Here is a 16,994-nt window from a genome sequence, read left to right on the forward strand (position 1 = left end):
TCCCGGGCCCGCACGCTTCCCCGGGATGCGGATCCGCCCGTCGTCTCGCAGCCTGAAATTGTCGGTCGACGCGGGGTGTCACCGAGTTCGGCCCGGGTACCCGGCCCGTGGCAGCACAGATCCCGTACCTGAACAGCACGGGCCGAGCGAATGCAGGCCGTGCTGCGCCAACCGCCTTCTCTTCATCGACGGGAAGGGCTTCGATGACACCGAACAACGATCCCGGACCCGTGGCCCCGCAGGGCGTCGAGTTGGACGTCAGCGCGCTGGCGAAGGCCCTCGCTGCGGGTGTTGACGGGGAGGTGCGCTTCGACGCGGGCAGTCGCGGCGCCTACGCGACCGACGGATCGAACTACCGTCAGGTGCCCATCGGCGTGGTGGTGCCCCGGACCGTCGAGGCCGGGGTGGCGGCCGTCGGGGTGTGCGCCGAGTTCGGTGCGCCGGTGCTCTCCCGCGGGGGTGGGACGAGCCTGGGCGGACAGTGCACGAACACCGCGGTCGTCATCGACTGGACGAAGTACTGCGACGCGCTGGTGTCGCTCGACGCCGAGCGACGCCGCTGTGTGGTCGAGCCGGGCATCGTACTGGATGACCTCAATCGTCAACTCGACCGGGTGAAGCTGAAGTTCGGCCCCAAACCGTCGACGCACAGTCACTGTTCGCTGGGCGGGATGATCGGCAACAACTCGTGCGGCGCCTCGGCACAGGCGTACGGCAAGACGGTGGACAACGTACGGCGCCTGGAAGTCCTCACCTACGACGGGACCCGCATGTGGGTCGGGCCGACCTCGGAGGACGACTTCGCGCGGATCGCGCGCGAGGGCGGTCGCCGCGCGGAGGTCTACCAGGGGCTACGACGCCTCGTCGACCGGTACCTGGCCGAGGTCCGACGCGGCTTCCCCCGCATCCCCCGCCGGGTCTCCGGGTACAACCTGGACTCCCTGCTGCCCGAGAACCACTTCGACCTGGCCAAGGCTCTGGTGGGCAGCGAGGGAACCCTCGTGACGGTGCTGCACGCCGAGTTGGACGTGGTGCCGGTCCCACCGCACGACGCCATGGTGGTGCTGGGCTACGACGACATCTGTGCGGCCGCGGACGACGTTCCGCGCCTGCTGGAGCACTGTCGTCCGACGCAGTTGGAAGCCCTGGACGGCCGCATGGCGCAGCTGATGCGGGAGGAGCACGCCTATCTCGACTCCCTGGAACGCTTTCCGCGGGGCGATGGCTGGCTGCTGGTGCAGTTCAGCGGCGAGAGCCCGGACGACGTCGACGAGCAGGGCCGCGACCTGCTGCGCGCGCTGGGGCGGAGCGAGGCGGACGGATCGGTGGCCTTCTCGGACGACCCGGCACGCGAGCAGCAGATGCTCAGGGCCCGGGAGGCCGGACTCGGGGTCACCGCCCGGCCTCCGGACGACAGGGAGACCTGGGAGGGTTGGGAGGACTCCGCGGTGCCGCCCGAGCGGCTGGGTGACTACCTCCGCGACCTCAAGGGCCTCTTCGCCGAGTTCGACTACGACCACCCCTCCCTGTACGGGCACTTCGGGCAGGGGTGCGTGCACACCCGGATCCCCTTCGCCCTGAAGCAGGCGGAGGGCGTCGCGGAGTTCCGCAGGTTCCTGTTCCGGGCGGCCGACCTGGTCGTCTCGTACGGCGGTTCGCTCTCCGGTGAGCACGGTGACGGGCAGGCGCGCGGCGAGCTGCTGCCGAAGATGTTCGGTGCGGAACTCGTCGCGGCCTTCGGAGAGATGAAGGCGCTCTTCGACCCGGACGACCGGATGAACCCCGGCAAGGTCGTCCGCCCGAACCGCGTCGACGAACACCTCCGACTCGGCGCGCACTGGCGGCCGCACGGCAGCACGACACACTTCGACTACCCGAACGACAACCACTCGTTCCGGCGCGCCGTCATGCGCTGCGTCGGCATCGGCAACTGCCGCTCCCACACCGGCGGGGTGATGTGCCCCTCGTACCGCGCCACCAAGGAGGAGGAACACTCCACCCGCGGCCGGGCCCGGCTGCTGTTCGAGATGCTCGACGGCCACGCCGACACTCCCGTGACCGACGGCTGGCGGTCCACGGAGGTCCGGGACGCGCTCGACCTGTGCCTGGCCTGCAAGGGGTGCAGGTCGGACTGCCCCACCGGCGTCGACATGGCGACGTACAAGGCGGAGTTCCTGGCCCACCACTACGCCGGCCGGCTCCGCCCCGCGGCCCACTATTCGATGGGTTGGCTGCCGCTGTGGGCGAGCCTGGCCCAGGCAGCCCCACGGCCGGTCAACGCCGTCCTGCACGCCCCGGCCCTGGGGCGGTTGGGCAAGCGGCTGGCGGGCGTGGCCGCCGAGCGCGACGCGCCGCCGTTCGCCGGGCAGTCGTTCACCCAGTGGTGGGCGGCCAGGGACGGCACGCCGCCGCGGCCCGGCGACGAACGCGCGGTGGTGCTCTGGCCCGACACCTTCACCAACCACTTCCACCCCGCCGTCGCTCGGGCGGCGGTGCGCCTGCTGACGGACGCCGGGTTCCGGGTCGCCGTCCCCGCCCGGCCGGTCTGTTGCGGCCTGACGTGGATCTCGACGGGCCAACTCACCACCGCCAAGCACGTACTGGGGCGGACCATGGACACCCTGCGGCCCTGGATCGAGGCCGGTACGCCGATCATCGGCCTGGAGCCGTCCTGCACGGCGGTCTTCCGCTCCGACGCGCCGGAGCTGTTCCCTGAGGACCTGGACGTCGAGCGACTGGCCGGACTGTTCCGCACGCTGGCCGAGCACCTCGTCGCGCACGCCCCGGAGGGCTGGCGGCTGCCCGCGCTGAACCGGCGGGCGACCGTGCAGACCCACTGCCACCAGCACGCGGTGCTCAAGGACGACGCCGACCGGGAACTGATGCGCCGGGCCGGCATCGAAGCGGACGTGCTGGACGCCGGCTGCTGCGGCCTGGCCGGCAACTTCGGCTTCGAACGAGGACACCACGAACTCTCGATGGACATCGGCGAATTGGGTGTCCTTCCCGCCGTCCGCAGAGCGGCGCCGCCGGACCTGGTGATCGCCGACGGGTTCAGTTGCCGGACCCAGATCGAGGCCGGCGGGACCGGCCGGACCGCGCTGCACCTGGCCGAGGCGCTCGCCCTGGGCCTGGACGACCCCCTGCCGGCCCAGCATCCGGAGCGCGCGGTCGACCGCCCCCGGGTGCCCGCGCGCGACGCCCGGCTGGCCACCGGCACACTCACCGCGCTCGGCGTGCTCGGTGGGTTGGCCGCCGCGGGCGCCGCGCTGCGCCGCCGACGCCCGGGCAGCCCGGGCCCCCTCCCACGCAGCTCCTGACCCGACCATCCTCCCGCGACTGGAAAGAGGAAGCACCGTGTCGATGAAGGTCTCCGACTACATCCTCCAGCGCCTGCGCGAATGGGAAGTCGAGCACGTCTTCGCGTACCCGGGCGACGGCATCAACGGGCTGCTCGCGGCCTGGGAGCGGGCCGGCGACCGGCCGCGCTTCATCCAGGCCCGACACGAGGAGATGGCCGCCTTCCAGGCGACGGGTTACGCCAAGTTCTCCGGCCGGGTCGGGGTCTGCGCGGCGACGTCCGGCCCCGGCGCGATCCATCTGCTCAACGGCCTCTACGACGCCAAGCTGGACCACGTACCCGTGGTGGCACTCGTCGGCCAGACCAACCGCAGCGCCATGGGCGGCTCCTACCAGCAGGAAGTCGACCTCCAGAGCCTGTACAAGGACGTCGCCTCGGACTTCTGCGACACGGTGACGGTGCCCGAACAACTGCCGAACGCCATCGACCGCGCCATGCGCACGGCGTACGGGCGACGCTCGGTCACGGCGGTCATCGTTCCCGCGGACGTCCAGGACCTCGACTACTCGCCGCCCACCCACGCCTTCAAGATGGTCCCCTCCAGCCTGGGCATGTCGTCCTACGCGCCGGTTCCGGCGGACCGCGAACTCGCCCGGGCCGCGGAGCTCCTCAACGCGGGCGACAAGGTGGCGATGCTGATCGGCCAGGGCGCGCGCGGTGCCCGGGACCAGGTGGAGGAGGCCGCCGACGTGCTGGCCGCCGGCGTCGCGAAGGCCCTGCTCGGCAAGGACGTGCTCCCGGACGACCTGCCGTACGTCACCGGGGCGATCGGCCTGTTGGGGACCCGGCCCTCGTACGAGATGATGCGGGACTGCGACACCCTGCTCGTGGTCGGCTCCAACTTCCCCTACACCCAGTTCCTGCCCGACCTCGACCAGGCCCGGGCCGTGCAGATCGACATCGACCCCCACATGGTGGGGATGCGCTACCCGTTCGAGGTCAACCTCGTCGGGGACGCCGCCGGGACCCTCAAGCACCTGTTGCCGCTGCTACGGCACAAGAAGCACGGCGGTTGGCGCAGGAAGATCGAGCGGGACACCGCGCGCTGGTGGGAGGTCATGGAACGCCGCGCCGCCGTCGACGCCGACCCGATCAACCCCGAGTACGTGGCCCATGCGCTCGATCCGCTGCTGCCCGACGACGTCATCCTGTCCGCGGACTCCGGTTCGGCCGCCAACTGGTACGCCCGCCACCTGCGGATGCGCGGCCGGATGCGCGGTTCGCTGTCCGGAACGCTGGCCACCATGGGTCCCGGAGTGCCGTACGCGATCGGGGCGAAGTTCGCCCACCCGGACCGGCCGGCGCTGGCCCTCGTCGGGGACGGCGCCATGCAGATGAACGGGATGGCGGAGCTCGTCACGGTGGCCAAGTACTGGCAGGAGTGGGCCGACCCCCGGCTGATCGTCGCGGTCCTCAACAACCTCGACCTCAACCAGGTCACCTGGGAGTTGCGTGCCATGTCCGGCGCTCCCCAGTTCCTGGCCTCGCAGTCACTCCCGGACGTGCACTACGCCGACTTCGCGCGGTCCATCGGCCTCGACGGGGTCCGTATAGAGGAACCAGGCGGAGTGGAGTCGGCCTGGCGCCGGGCGCTGCAAGCCGACCGGCCGTGCGTACTCGACTTCCGCACCGATCCCGCCGTCCCGCCCATCCCTCCACACGCGACCCTCGACCAGATCGAGGCGGCGGCCGCCTCCGTGCTCAAGGGCGACAGCGACCGCGCCGCGATGGTCAAACAGGGCTTCAAGGCGAAGGTCCAGGAAATGCTCCCCGGACACCGTCACCACGACAAGTGACCGGCCCGGCCATGGACGCCACGCCGGCCAGGTCCACCGAACCGCTGCTGGACGAAGTGACCACCGCCGTCTACACCGTCCCCACCGACGAGCCCGAGGCGGACGGCACCCTGTCCTGGGACGCCACCACTCTGGTCGTCGTGCACGCCCACTCCGGCTCCACCACGGGCCTCGGTTACACCTACGGCGCACCGGCGACCGCCCGGATCGCCGAGGACCAACTCGCTCCCGTCGTCACCGGCCGCTGCGTCCTCGATGTACCAGCCGCCAACGAGGCGATGAGCCGGGCGGTGCGCAACGCCGGCCGTCCGGGCCTGGTCGCCGGCGCGGTGTCCGCCGTCGACACCGCACTGTGGGACCTCAAGGCCCGGCTGCTCGGGCTCCCGCTGGTACGCCTCCTCGGCGCCAGTCGCACCGACGTACCGGTGTACGGCAGCGGGGGGTTCACCACCTACGACGCCCAGCAGCAGGACCACCAACTGCACCGGTGGACCGACGGACTGGGCATCCCGCGCGTCAAGATCAAGATCGGCGGGGCGTGGGGGACGGAAGAAGCCCGCGATCGACGGCGGATCGCGCAGGCCCGCCGCAGCATCGGCGGGGCGGCCGAACTCTACGTCGACGCCAACGGTGCGTACACCCGCAAACAAGCGGTGCGGCTCGGTGACTGCCTGGGCGAGAACCACGTCACCTGGTTCGAGGAACCGGTCTCCTCCGACGACCTCACGGGCCTCGCCCAGGTCCGGGCCGCGACCACCACCGACGTCACGGCCGGGGAATACGGCTACACACTGCCGTACTTCTGGCACATGCTGAGCGCGCAGGCGGTCGACTGCCTGCAGGCAGACATCACCCGCTGCGGTGGCCTGACCGTCTGGCTACGCGTCGCGGCACTGGCCCAGGCCGCGGGCCTGGAGATCTCCGGCCACTGCGCACCCCACCTGCACGCCCACGCCGCGGCCGCGGTGCCCAATCTCCGCCACCTGGAGTGGTTCCACGACCACGTCCGGATCGAGGACCGGATCTTCCACGGCACCCTCGACCCGACGGGCGGAACCGTCCGGCCGGGCGCCGACGGCGCGCCCGGACACGGCCTGTCGCTCCGCGAGGCGGAGGCCGCGCCGTACCGGGTGGGCTGACCACGCGGCGGACCGCAACATCGCACCCCGCGTGACCAGCCCCCACGAACCACCCTGGGTAGCGCCACCCCAGGCCCCCGGGCTCAACTGATACGGGGTGCCCGCGGACCCGGCACGTCACCCGGCGCCGGGCAGCCGCACCCGTACCGTGCCGTCCACCTGGACGTCGACCCGGAAGGACGGCTGCGGCGCCGTCGCCGGCCCGCGGAGGTTGGCGCCGTCCGACAGGCGGAACGCACTGCCGTGCCAGGGACACACCACACAACCGTCGGCGACCTCACCATCCGACAACGGGCCGGAGAGGTGGCTGCACCGGTCGGCCAGTACGTGGATCAGCCCACCACTCTGCCGCACGACAACGACCGGCACCTCGCCGACCTCCCGCCGTACCGCCTCCCCCACAGGAAAGTCCTCGACCCTGCCGACGGAGTACCAGCGGTCTTCCAGCAGGTGCGGGACCGGCTCAGCCTTGTTCGGGCCGGCGGCCTGTCGGTACGCGAGGTGCCCGCCGAGCAGACCGCCGAGGGCGGCCACGCCCAGCCCGGCCCAACCGAGCGCCTTCCCCCGAGCCGTGTGGCCGCGCCCGCGCTGCACCCAGGAACCGGCGTAGCAGCCGGTGGCCACGGCCACCGACACCGCATGGACCAGGCCGGTACGCATCTGCTCCTCGTGCTGTTCGGCCCAGTCGACCCAGCCGGCCCAGGCGGCCGGGATCGCGGTGAGGACCCCCACCCCGACCAACACCCGGGCACCGCGTCCGGTCCCGGGTACGGCGTCCAGGACGGCGGTGGACAACCAGGCCCCCATCGGCACCTGCACCAGGACGGGGTGCAGCGGATGACCGATCGGCAGCCCGTGCAGGACGTCGCGCCACCGACCGAGGGGCACCCCGCGCACGACACGCTGCACGGGACGGATCACCACGTCGAGCGGCTCCAGTCTCTCCACACGGTCGAGCGCGCGCCGCAGCCCTGTCGTCGCGGACGCCACCGCCCCTGGCCCCGACCGCCTCTCCCCCATCGCCCCGAAGAACGTCTGCAACGCCGTCGATCGCACCTTCGCATCCTCTCGACGCGGCACGTTTCCGGTGCGAGCGACCCCGTGCACCGACGGAGCCACTACGGGCCTGCGATGGTCGCCCAGGCGAGCGGGCGCCCGTGCCGAAAACGCGATGACCTACCACGGCCCGACCGCCGCGGCACTCGATGCGCCCATGCTGGCACCGGCACCTGACCCGCACCCGCGCACTGCCCCGATTGCCGCGTGTCATCCTGCCTGCGGCGTAATGCCGACCTTCGAACGGTCCTCCCCGCCGAGGCCCCGGGCGCCCGGTCCATCACGTGCCTGGCCTTGCGGCGGGCCATGTCGACGAACTTCGCGGCGCCGGAACTGCCTGCTCCGACATGGCCACGTTCCGCGTACGGCAGTGTCGGGGGCCCAGTGAGAGGTGGCGGGTTGTTGGGCTTCGGAGGTTCTTCCGGCGTCTCGGAGCCAGGCATCGCAGCCTCCCTCCTCCGTTCCTTCCCCACTCAGCTTCACCGATGGGACAACCGATGGCGAATCAGCCGACCGACGGAAGGTTCACGGCGCGTCCCTGCCAATCCGACGATGCCCGGTTCACCAGGACGGATGGTCCACGGCGTGGCGGACGTCACCGATCCCCGTCATCCGCTCCGCGTGGCGCATGGTGACGTCGCGCCGTTCGCATCGGTGCCGGGGCAACTCGTCGCCACACGTGGCGTGCTGCTCGAAGGCGTCGTCGTCCAGAGTCCTCCGGAGGGGGCATGTCGCAACCGGTCCAGCCGTACCTCCCCGCTGCACCGCAACCTCCGGAAAACCCTCGGGTGCGCTCGGGACGCCGGATCCGGAAGTACCTGACCACCACCGATCACAAGGTGATCGGGAACATGTACCTGGTCACGTCGTTCGGCTTCTTCCTGTTCGCCGGGGTCCTGGCCATGCTCATGCGGGCCGAACTGGCCCGTCCCGGAATGCAGTTCGTCAGCCACGAGCAGTACAACCAGCTGTTCACCATCCACGGCACCGTGATGATGCTGCTCTTCGCCACGCCCACGTTCGCCGGATTCGCCAACGCCGTCATGCCGCTGCAGATCGGGGCACCGGACGTCGCGTTCCCCCGGCTCAACGCCCTCACTTACTGGCTCTACCTCTTCGGTGGCCTGATCGTCGTGTCCGGGCTCGTCGTCCCCGGTGGGGCGGCGTCGTTCGGCTGGTTCGCCTACGCGCCGTTGAACGGGGCGATCCACACGCCGGGCGCGGGCGGCGACCTGTGGGCCGCCGGGCTGGTGGTGGCCGGTCTGAGCACCACCCTGGGCGCGGTCAACTTCGTCGCCACCATCATCACGTTGCGCGCGCCGGGCATGACGATGTTTCGGATGCCCATCTTCACCTGGAACATCCTCTTCACCTCCATCCTCGCCCTGCTGGCCTTCCCCGTGCTGACGGCCGCGCTCCTGGCGCTCCTCGCGGACCGCAAGTTCGGCGCCCACGTCTACGACCCGGCCAACGGCGGCGCCCTGCTGTGGCAGCACCTGTTCTGGTTCTTCGGCCACCCGGAGGTCTACATCGTGGCCCTGCCGTTCTTCGGAGTGGTGACCGAGATCATCCCGGTCTTCAGCCGCAAGCCGGTGTTCGGCTACGTCGGCATGGTCGGCGCGACGATCGCCATCACCATGCTCTCGGCGACGGTCTGGGCGCACCACATGTTCGCCACGGGCGGCGTGCTGCTGCCGTTCTTCTCCCTCATGTCCTTCCTCATCGCAGCACCGACCGGCGTGAAGTTCTTCAACTGGATCGGAACGATGTGGCGGGGCAGCCTGTCGTTCGAGACGCCGATGCTGTGGGCGATCGGCTTCATGGTGACCTTCCTCCTGGGTGGTCTCAGCGGGGTTCTGATCGCCTCGCCACCGCTGGACTTCCACCTGACCGACAGCTACTTCATCGTGGCGCACCTGCACTACGTGCTGTTCGGGACGATCGTCTTCGCGACCTTCGGCGGCTTCTACTTCTGGTGGCCGAAGTGGACCGGTCGGCGGCTCGACGAACGGCTGGGGAAGATCCACTTCTGGACGTTGTTCACGGGGTTCCAGAGCACCTTCCTCGTCCAGCACTGGCTGGGCGAGAGCGGGATGCCCCGCCGCTACGCCGACTACCTGCCGGCCGACGGCTTCACCGCCCTCAACACGCTCTCCTCGGCCGGCGCCTTTCTGCTGGGCCTGTCCACTCTGCCGTTCCTCTACAACGTCTGGCACACCGCCCGGTACGCGGACAAGGTGGAGGTCGACGACCCCTGGGGCTTCGGCCGGTCGTTGGAATGGGCCACTCCCTGTCCACCGCCGCGGCACAACTTCGTGACGCTGCCCCGCGTCCGTTCCGACTCCCCCGCGTTCGACCTGCACCACCCGAAGGTGTTGCAACTGCCGGCGGAAGACCGCGGCAGCATCGAACCGACCCCGGACCCCCTCGGAGAGCAGCGTTCATGAAGCCGGAGGCCCTCCTGTTCGCGGGCGTTGCCGCGTTCTTCCTCATCACCGACACGTTCTACATCTGGTTGGCGCGCGAACCGGCGGGTGCCGCCGCCCTCGCCGTCTCCTTCGGGATGTCCGCGGTCATCTCGTTCTTCTGCGCCATGAACTACCGACGCAAGGGCGAACGGCCGGAGGACCGGGGCGGGGCGCAGGTCCACGAGCGGACCGGGACCGTCGACTTCTTCCCGCCGCAGAGCGGCTATCCGGCGTTGGTCGCCTTCGGCGTGGCGCTGCTCGCCCTCGGCCTCGTGTACGGCCTGTGGGTCTTCCTCATCGGCGTCGGCGTCACGGGCGGCTCGGTCTTCGGCATGGTCTTCCAGTTCGCCCAACGGGAGCTCTGACCGGGCCGCACCACGGCGGGGGGGGGCGGCCACCGACCGTTCCCCTCGGGCCGGTAGGCGGTCGTCCACCGCGAACCCGCGGCCCGGCCCGACTGTGGACCTCGCGAGCCCCCGGTGCCGCAACGGCGCTGCACTGGACCAAGACCCGACCGCGTCGCGCCAAGCCCTCCACCGTGGCTTGGCATCAGGTCGCGGTGGGGACACTCGGCAGAGCCAGCCGGAGCGAGCGGCGGTTGACAGCAGCGTGCGGCATGGGAGGGTGGGAAGAGGCCCGCCCGCGGCGTCCGTCGGGCGCAGACGGAGATGCCTGGATGAGGCAGCGGGCGCACCCGCCCCTACTGCGCCAGTGCGCGCCCGGACGTCCCGTATGGCGGGCTCGGCGAGGCGCCCGCGCTGACGTGCCCTACCCGGCCGAAAGGGAGCGCACCATGACACAGGAACTCGCGGGGATGCGGATCGCGATCCTCGCGACCGACGGCGTGGAACGTGTGGAGGTCGAGCAGCCCCGCGGCGCCCTGACCAGCGCCGGCGCCAAAACCGAGCTCCTCTCTCTGCACTCGGGCGAGATCCAGGCACGGCAGTCCGACCTCGATGCGGCGGGCACCCTCACCGTCGACCGCGAGATCGCCGACGCTTCCGTGGACGAGTACGACGCCCTGCTGTTGCCCGGCGGCACCATGAACCCCGACCAGCTGCGTACCGACCGCCAAGCGGTCGAGTTCGTCCGGAAGTTCGTCACCAACGGGAAGCCGGTCGCCACGATCTGTCACGGTCCGTGGACCCTGGCCGAAGCCGACGTGCTGCGCGGCCGCCGGCTGACGTCCTGGCCGAGCATCCGCACCGATCTGCGCAACGCGGGCGCCGAGGTCGTCGACGAAGAGGTCGTCATCGACGGGCAGTTGATCTCCAGTCGCAGCCCCGCCGACCTCCCGGCGTTCTGCGTCGCCATCGTGGAGCAGTTCGCCCGCGCCCACCACCCCGTTCCCAGCTGACGAGTTGCAGGGGCTCACGATGGCCGACTACGGGTGGCCGGACAACCGGCCTACAGCCTGAGTGGCCCGGAGCGGGACAGCTACGACCGGCGACGGCTCGACCATGAGCGCAAGCGCGAGCTCAGCCGAACACCCGGCACACCGTCACCGCAACAGCCAGCAACGCCACCGGCGGCACCCCGCTGCCCTGAAGCTCAAGGCGCCCGGGTTTCGGTCGCCGGCGGATCAGGCTCCTCCCCGTCATCCTCGTCGTCCTCGCCCTTGGCCCGCACATCCGGCGGGGTCGGCGCGGTGATGTTCCGCTGCTCGGCGGACCGCTCCCACGCCTGCTCGTCGACCCGCGGGTCGTCCCTGTCCTCAGGAGTGCTCACAGCAATCGTCCCTTTCTCCGGTTCGTCCGCCCTGGCACCCGCATCCGCCCTGCGCATCCGCCCAAGCCACCAAGGGTGAGCCCTTCTGAGATCACAGGCATGGGCCGGCGTGATCACGTGACTGCGCGCAGAATCGATAGCGACAGCACGAGTGGGAGGCACCATGAGCCGCGGAATCGCCGTACTCGCTCTGACCCTGACCGCAGCCCTTGGCGGATTCGCTGCGTTGGTCCTCTCGCCATGGTGGTGGTACGCAGCAGGTCCGTTGCTCGCGGCAGCGTTGACCGGCATTTACGACCTCACGCAGAGGCGCCATTCGGTGCTCCGCAATTACCCGGTCATCGGGCATCTGCGCTACCTCATGGAGGGCATCAGGCCAGAGTTCCAGCAGTACTTTGTCGAGCGGAACTACGACGGACGTCCATTCGATCGAGATACCCGCTCCACAGTCTACGAGCGAGCCAAGGGAGCCTCCGATCTGGATCCCTTCGGAACGGAACGGTCGGTGTACGAGGTCGGCTACGAGTACTGCACGCACTCCGTCGCACCCTGTCCCGTGCCCGACAGTCCCATCACGGTCTCCGTCGGCGGGCCCGGATGCAGCCGGCCCTACGAGATGGCGCTGCTGAACGTGTCCGCCATGAGCTTCGGCTCACTGTCGGCCAACGCCATCCTGGCTCTGAACCGGGGCGCCGCAGCGGGGGGTTTTGCACACGACACGGGCGAGGGCGGGATCTCCGAATACCACACGCGTTATGGTGGTGATCTGATCTGGGAAGTGGGTACGGGATATTTTGGCTGTCGTACCACGGACGGGGATTTCGACGCGGAGGAATTCGCCCGAAAGGCAGCTTGGGAGAGCGTGCGCGGAATTTCCCTGAAACTCTCCCAAGGGGCAAAGCCCGGGAAGGGTGGCGTGCTCCCCGGGGCAAAGGTAAATGCCGAGATCGCCCGGGCCCGTGGGGTTGAACAGGGGCGCACCGTCATCTCCCCCCTCCTACCACCGCGTTTTCTCCACGCCGCATGGACTGGTGCTGTTCCTTGGCAGGCTGCGTGAACTCGCGGGCGGGAAACCCGTCGGCTTCAAACTGTGCGTCGGCAGCCGGTGCGAAGTGCTGGCGATCTGCAAGGCAATGCTGGCCGAGGACGTCACGCCTGACTTCATCATCGTGGACGGCGCGGAGGGCGGGACCGGGGCCGCACCGCTGGAATTCCGCGACTGGACGGCGAGCACGGCGGCCGCCTTCCACTCGTAGGCGACTTCCGATGCATGAGGCGCCAGGCAGCCAGGTCAAGCACCTGAGCCCGAGTTCGACGGGCACCAGCCGTTGGTAACTGTGGCCAGGTACAGTCCGCCGTGGCTACAACCACCGCTGGGTACCGGCCAGTTCGAAATTCCGTGGTGCAGCCGTCTCTTGCACTGCTGGGATGAGGACATGAATCCGCCGGTACGAGACCGTGTGCACGCTGATGTGCAAGGACTTGTCGTAAGGAAGCGAATCGGCGTGGCGGGGAACTGGCGGCATCCCTCGTGCTCGGTGGTGCACTGACGGCGTTCGCCCGGCGCGCCGCCCAGCGGTCGGCTGAACGGGCGGAGGAGCGGCGACAGGCGGCGGCGACCGCCGAGGCACGCCGGGCTGAGCAGCTGCAGGCGATCAAGGAGTTCCTCGCGTGCGCCCAGGACACGCCGGGCCGGCCGCCTACAGCCGCCCGGAATCGTGGGGCGACGACGAGGACGGCTGGACGCCCCAGGCCCAAGGTCGTGCAGCGGTGCGTCGACGGCGGCCAGCCGAGAGGAGACGCGGGTGCGCAGCGCCAAGTCCACGCCGGCGTCCACGTTCGCCGCGGCCAAGTCGTGCGCGACGCCAGCTGGGGCCCATCGCAGGCGGCCTTGCCTCCGGCTGCACCAGGTCGAGGTTGCCACCGAAGACGAGCGGTCGGGACGCCTCGGGCACCAGCGCGACATCGTGGGCGAGCCGGCCAGCACGGCCCGGATCATCGCGATGTTCGGGTGGGCGGCAGCGCTGTGACCGGACGGGTAGGCCATGCGCACGCGTTGGCGCAGCAGCACCAAGGCCAGTAGCGGGGCAAGCCGGCCAGCAGCATCTCGGGCAGCAGCGGAGACCAGCCCCACCACCCAACAGTCAGAAGGCGAGCCGCTCCACGATGCCGTCGACCCGGCCGACGCCCGGGCCCGGGTTCGTCAGTCAGCCGGCTGTTGGCGGCGTCCGGCGAGGTCCACCTCATCGGCCTCCACCAGCGCCCGGCGCAGTTACTCCGCTTCAGCCGGACGGTCGCCCACCGGCAGGGCCGCGGAGAGACCAGGAGCACGGTGCGGACATGCACGCGGACCTCGGGGGCGCGCTGGAGGCCCCCCGTCAGCAAGACGTGTCTTTGAGCCGTCGAACTGCTCGTCGACTCAAACGAAAGCCCCTACCGGTAGCGCCGGGTCTCCTCCACGTCGACCACGGGGGCGGCGGGCGACGGTGGCTGGGTACGCCGCCGCTTGAAGATGCTCACGTAGGTCAGAATGCCGATGAAGCCGACGATCATCAGGATGACGCCCACCAGGTGGACGTTCATTCCCGGCATGTCCCAATCCACGGCGAAGGTCAGGATCGCGCCCACAGCCAGCAGAACTATGCACCCACCGACACCCATGGTGACTGCCTCCCTCTCCGTTGGTGACGATTGTGCGCTGGCACTCCGCATACCCGTGCGTGGGCCGTCCATGTCCGCGCGGGTGGACGGCCGACGCCTGGGGCGGCAGGCACAGCACCGACGCTCCCCTGGTCGCCCACAGTATTGACGAACCGTCACCGCACGTACCGGCCGCCGCCGGTGACGTTATACGGATCGTTGGTCACCCGACGGACTCGCGCCCGATATCCCTACCTGCCACCAACCCACCCCCTGGCAGCCCTACGACACCACCTGACAAAGCACTACTACGTAGTGGCCGGCGGCAGCGGTGAGGTTCGCCCGTCGGCTTGGCGAAACGGCTCGGGAGTGCCGGTCAGGGGAGCGCGGTGGCGGTACGGCGGCCAGCTGTGACGCGAAGAAGGTCCAGTTTCCCCGCGTCGCTGCTTCCGGTCGCTGCCGTGTAGGTGACCATGCGCAGGTCCGCGCCGGGCACGATGAGGACGTCGCAGTCGACCCCGCCCGGCCCCGCATGGCTGCGGCTGGTCAGCGAGCCGGCAGGCAAAGCCGGCGGGAAGCTGTGGCAGGGCCCGAAGGAAGCCGAGGTGTCAGTGCCAGCCGTCATGGCGCGGCCGCGGCCGCGACTGATCGACGTGGCCGACTGGTCTGCCGACGGCTTCTCCTACCGCGTCGAACTCTCCGAACTCCTCACCGCACCGCCGATCTCTCGCAGCCCCGTTGCCGTCGGCGACGTTCAGTTGCCGGATGTGTGGTGGCAGGGCCTGCACCAGGCCCTGGAGCACTTCGCAGTCGTTCCCACCCCCGCCGGGCGGTCCGCGAGCAGTACATCCGCCGCCGCGTGCCCGAATACACCAGCATCACCCCGACGAGATCACCTTCAGCACCGCCCACGGCGACCTGCACTGGGCCAACCTCACCGGCCCGACCCTGACCCTGGTGGACTGGGAGGGCTGGGGCAGCGCCCCCGTCGGCTACGACGCGGCCAACCTGTGCCTGCGCTCCCTGTACGTACTGGGCCTGGAGATCGCTGAGGTCAATGAGGTCAATATCGCGTTCATTCTTGGGGATTCGCCAACGGCGCCAGCGGCCGTGGCCGTGGCCCGCGTCCTCGCCGTGCTGGGCGGCGGAGCGGGATCGGCGGTCCTGAGCCATCAGTCCGGGCGGGACTGCGCCGTCGCCCGCGCACCGCCGTCGTTCGCTTCGGGTCCCTGGGGGGAACGTCGGGTGTCCATCTCGTGCCAGACGGGGAAGGTGAACGGGAACATCGTGGCGACGAGGTAGGTACAACCGAAGACGAGCAGAGCGGGTGCCAGTCCCACGTGGTCGAGCAGGACGCCCGCGGCCAGTTGACCGACCGGGATGGCCGCCAGCGCGCAGGCGACGATGAGGCTGAGGGTTCTGCCCTGCAGTCGGGACGGAATCCGGTCGTAGACCACGGCCATCATGACGGGGGTGAGCATCCCCGAACCGAGGCCGCAGATCACCAGTGCGGGCAGCAGGAGCGCCGGCGGAGGGCCGACGGCCAGCAGCAGGAAGCGGGGGGCACCGACGACGGCGAAGCAGAGGGCGAAGACCGCTCTGCGCGACCACCGGTGGCCGGTCCAGCCGTAGAGCGTCGCACCCGTCAGCGCACCGACACCGGACGCCGTGATCAATGCACCGAGCAGGGTACTGCTGTGCAGCACGCGCGCACCGTAGGCGGGGTAGAGGACACCGTTCAACCCGCCGTCCATGGCGTTGGTGACCAGCAGCATGGCGGTCAGCGCCAACAGCAGCCGGTCGTGCCGCAGAAACCGGAAGCCGTCGCGGAGGTGCCGCATGTACCCGTTGTCGGAGAAGGTCGCGGTGGGGGGCGGGGCGGTGGGCGGACGTGGGACGAGGGTCAGGACGAGGACGGCGGACAGCAGGAGGGCGGCTGCGTCAACGTACAACACCGGTACCGGACCGATGGTCGCGATGAGGGCGCCGGCCAGTGGCGCACCGAGCATCGTGCCGATTCGCCTGCCGCCTTCGAAGGAGCCCGTTCCGCGTTCCACCGAGGTCCCGGCCAGCGCGATCGCCTCGGCCACGAGCACCTGCTTGGCGGTGTCGGCGGGGCCGCGGGTCAGCCCCATGGCGAAGGTCAGGACTACCGCGGCGGGCAGTGACAGGCCCAGCGTCGCGTGCGCGACCGGCATGGCGGCAACCGCCACGGCTGTGAGCCCGTCCGCGCCGATGCTCGCCCGGCGGGCACCGACGCGGTCCACGACCGGTCCGCCGAAGACGGCCGAAACCAGCAGTCCGAGCGTCTCCGACGCGGCGACGAGCGCTGTCTGGGTACCGCTGCCACTCACCCGCAGGACGAACCAGGGGATGGCCAACAACGTCATGGCGAGCCCGAGCGCCGAGATGCCCGATACGCCGACGAGTGCCACAAGGGGGGCCCGTCTGTTCACGGCTGCTCCGTTTCCGTGGTGTTCGGCCCTGTGGACGGGAGCCCGCACCGGCGTGCGGTGCGGGCTCCCGTCCTCGGCCGGGTCGGCGGTCACTGGTGCCGCGAGATCACCCGGCGGCGTCCATGGCCAGACGGAGGCTCAGCGGCCGCATGTCGCTCCAGACCCGGTCGATATGGCTCAGGCACTCCTCCTGGGTGCCGCGCACGCCGGTCTCCTTCCAGCCGTCGGGGATCTGCCGGTTCACCGCCCAGATCGAGTACTGCTCCTCGTCGTTGACCACGACGCTCCATTCCTGGGTGCCCTTGTCCTCGCTCATGTGCGGTCTCCTCGTGACGGTGAATCGTGTGAAG

At 70.2% G+C, this 16,994-nt stretch carries 13 protein-coding genes and 1 pseudogene; 8 read left to right on the forward strand and 6 right to left on the reverse strand.

Features of this window, described 5'->3' with window-relative positions:
• Positions 1-203 precede the first annotated feature (203 nt).
• The 3 genes from ACLJT4_RS14025 to ACLJT4_RS14035 are packed head-to-tail and all read left to right on the forward strand — an operon-like array spanning position 204 to position 6,296.
• Positions 204-3,320 (forward strand): FAD-binding and (Fe-S)-binding domain-containing protein, encoded by a 3,117-nt coding sequence (locus ACLJT4_RS14025; RefSeq protein ID WP_411122635.1) that lies wholly within the window; start codon positions 204-206, stop codon positions 3,318-3,320.
• A gap of 43 nt (positions 3,321-3,363) precedes the next feature.
• Entirely contained in the window at positions 3,364-5,157 is a 1,794-nt protein-coding gene (locus ACLJT4_RS14030; protein WP_411122808.1) for a thiamine pyrophosphate-requiring protein, read from the forward strand.
• 11 nt (positions 5,158-5,168) lie between these two features.
• Positions 5,169-6,296: an enolase C-terminal domain-like protein gene (locus ACLJT4_RS14035; protein ID WP_411122636.1), complete on the forward strand. Its 1,128-nt coding sequence runs from the start codon at positions 5,169-5,171 to the stop codon at positions 6,294-6,296.
• Between the two features lie 117 nt (positions 6,297-6,413).
• Here the strand turns inward: ACLJT4_RS14035 and ACLJT4_RS14040 are convergent, their stop codons facing one another.
• Positions 6,414-7,316: a Rieske 2Fe-2S domain-containing protein gene (locus tag ACLJT4_RS14040; RefSeq protein ID WP_411122809.1), complete on the reverse strand. Its 903-nt coding sequence runs from the start codon at positions 7,314-7,316 to the stop codon at positions 6,414-6,416.
• Positions 7,317-8,080: 764 nt separating this feature from the next.
• Here ACLJT4_RS14040 and ctaD point away from each other — a divergent pair.
• The 3 genes from ctaD to ACLJT4_RS14055 all read left to right on the forward strand — a co-directional run bounded on the left by ctaD (position 8,081) and on the right by ACLJT4_RS14055 (position 11,177).
• Positions 8,081-9,799, forward strand: coding sequence for a cytochrome c oxidase subunit I (ctaD, locus tag ACLJT4_RS14045; RefSeq protein ID WP_411122637.1), 1,719 nt, complete (start codon positions 8,081-8,083; stop codon positions 9,797-9,799).
• Complete coding sequence (locus tag ACLJT4_RS14050; protein ID WP_411122638.1) at positions 9,796-10,185, forward strand: cytochrome c oxidase subunit 4; 390 nt, start codon at positions 9,796-9,798, stop codon at positions 10,183-10,185. Before ctaD ends, ACLJT4_RS14050 begins: the two co-directional genes overlap by 4 nt.
• A gap of 428 nt (positions 10,186-10,613) precedes the next feature.
• The gene (locus ACLJT4_RS14055; RefSeq protein WP_411122639.1) at positions 10,614-11,177 is read left to right on the forward strand and encodes a type 1 glutamine amidotransferase domain-containing protein; all 564 of its coding nucleotides are present in this window, start codon (positions 10,614-10,616) and stop codon (positions 11,175-11,177) included.
• A 194-nt stretch (positions 11,178-11,371) separates the two neighbouring features.
• On the opposite strand, the gene ACLJT4_RS14060 is transcribed toward ACLJT4_RS14055, so the two are convergent.
• Positions 11,372-11,548: a hypothetical protein gene (locus ACLJT4_RS14060; protein ID WP_411122640.1), complete on the reverse strand. Its 177-nt coding sequence runs from the start codon at positions 11,546-11,548 to the stop codon at positions 11,372-11,374.
• Positions 11,549-11,711: 163 nt separating this feature from the next.
• Here ACLJT4_RS14060 and ACLJT4_RS14065 point away from each other — a divergent pair.
• Together ACLJT4_RS14065 and ACLJT4_RS14070 are read left to right on the forward strand one after the other, a co-directional pair.
• Positions 11,712-12,768: pseudogene (locus ACLJT4_RS14065) on the forward strand (glutamate synthase-related protein); the annotation flags it as partial.
• A gap of 585 nt (positions 12,769-13,353) precedes the next feature.
• Entirely contained in the window at positions 13,354-13,578 is a 225-nt protein-coding gene (locus ACLJT4_RS14070; RefSeq protein ID WP_411122641.1) for a hypothetical protein, read from the forward strand.
• 403 nt (positions 13,579-13,981) lie between these two features.
• Here ACLJT4_RS14070 and ACLJT4_RS14075 read toward each other — a convergent pair whose 3' ends face one another.
• The 4 genes from ACLJT4_RS14075 to ACLJT4_RS14090 all read right to left on the reverse strand — a co-directional run bounded on the left by ACLJT4_RS14075 (position 13,982) and on the right by ACLJT4_RS14090 (position 16,960).
• The gene (locus tag ACLJT4_RS14075) at positions 13,982-14,209 is read right to left on the reverse strand and encodes a DUF6458 family protein (RefSeq protein ID WP_233660133.1); all 228 of its coding nucleotides are present in this window, start codon (positions 14,207-14,209) and stop codon (positions 13,982-13,984) included.
• 355 nt (positions 14,210-14,564) lie between these two features.
• Positions 14,565-14,813: a hypothetical protein gene (locus ACLJT4_RS14080; protein WP_411122642.1), complete on the reverse strand. Its 249-nt coding sequence runs from the start codon at positions 14,811-14,813 to the stop codon at positions 14,565-14,567.
• Between the two features lie 547 nt (positions 14,814-15,360).
• On the reverse strand, positions 15,361-16,644 hold the full coding sequence (locus ACLJT4_RS14085) for an MFS transporter (protein WP_411122643.1): 1,284 nt from the start codon (positions 16,642-16,644) through the stop codon (positions 15,361-15,363).
• A 106-nt stretch (positions 16,645-16,750) separates the two neighbouring features.
• Positions 16,751-16,960 carry an MbtH family protein gene (locus tag ACLJT4_RS14090; RefSeq protein ID WP_411122644.1) on the reverse strand — a complete coding sequence of 70 codons (210 nt, stop codon included), beginning with the start codon at positions 16,958-16,960 and terminating at the stop codon, positions 16,751-16,753.
• Positions 16,961-16,994: the final 34 nt, after the last annotated feature.

Origin of the sequence: Streptomyces sp. x-19 (assembly GCF_046549115.1) — a bacterium.
Lineage (GTDB): Bacteria > Actinomycetota > Actinomycetes > Streptomycetales > Streptomycetaceae > Streptomyces > Streptomyces albulus_C.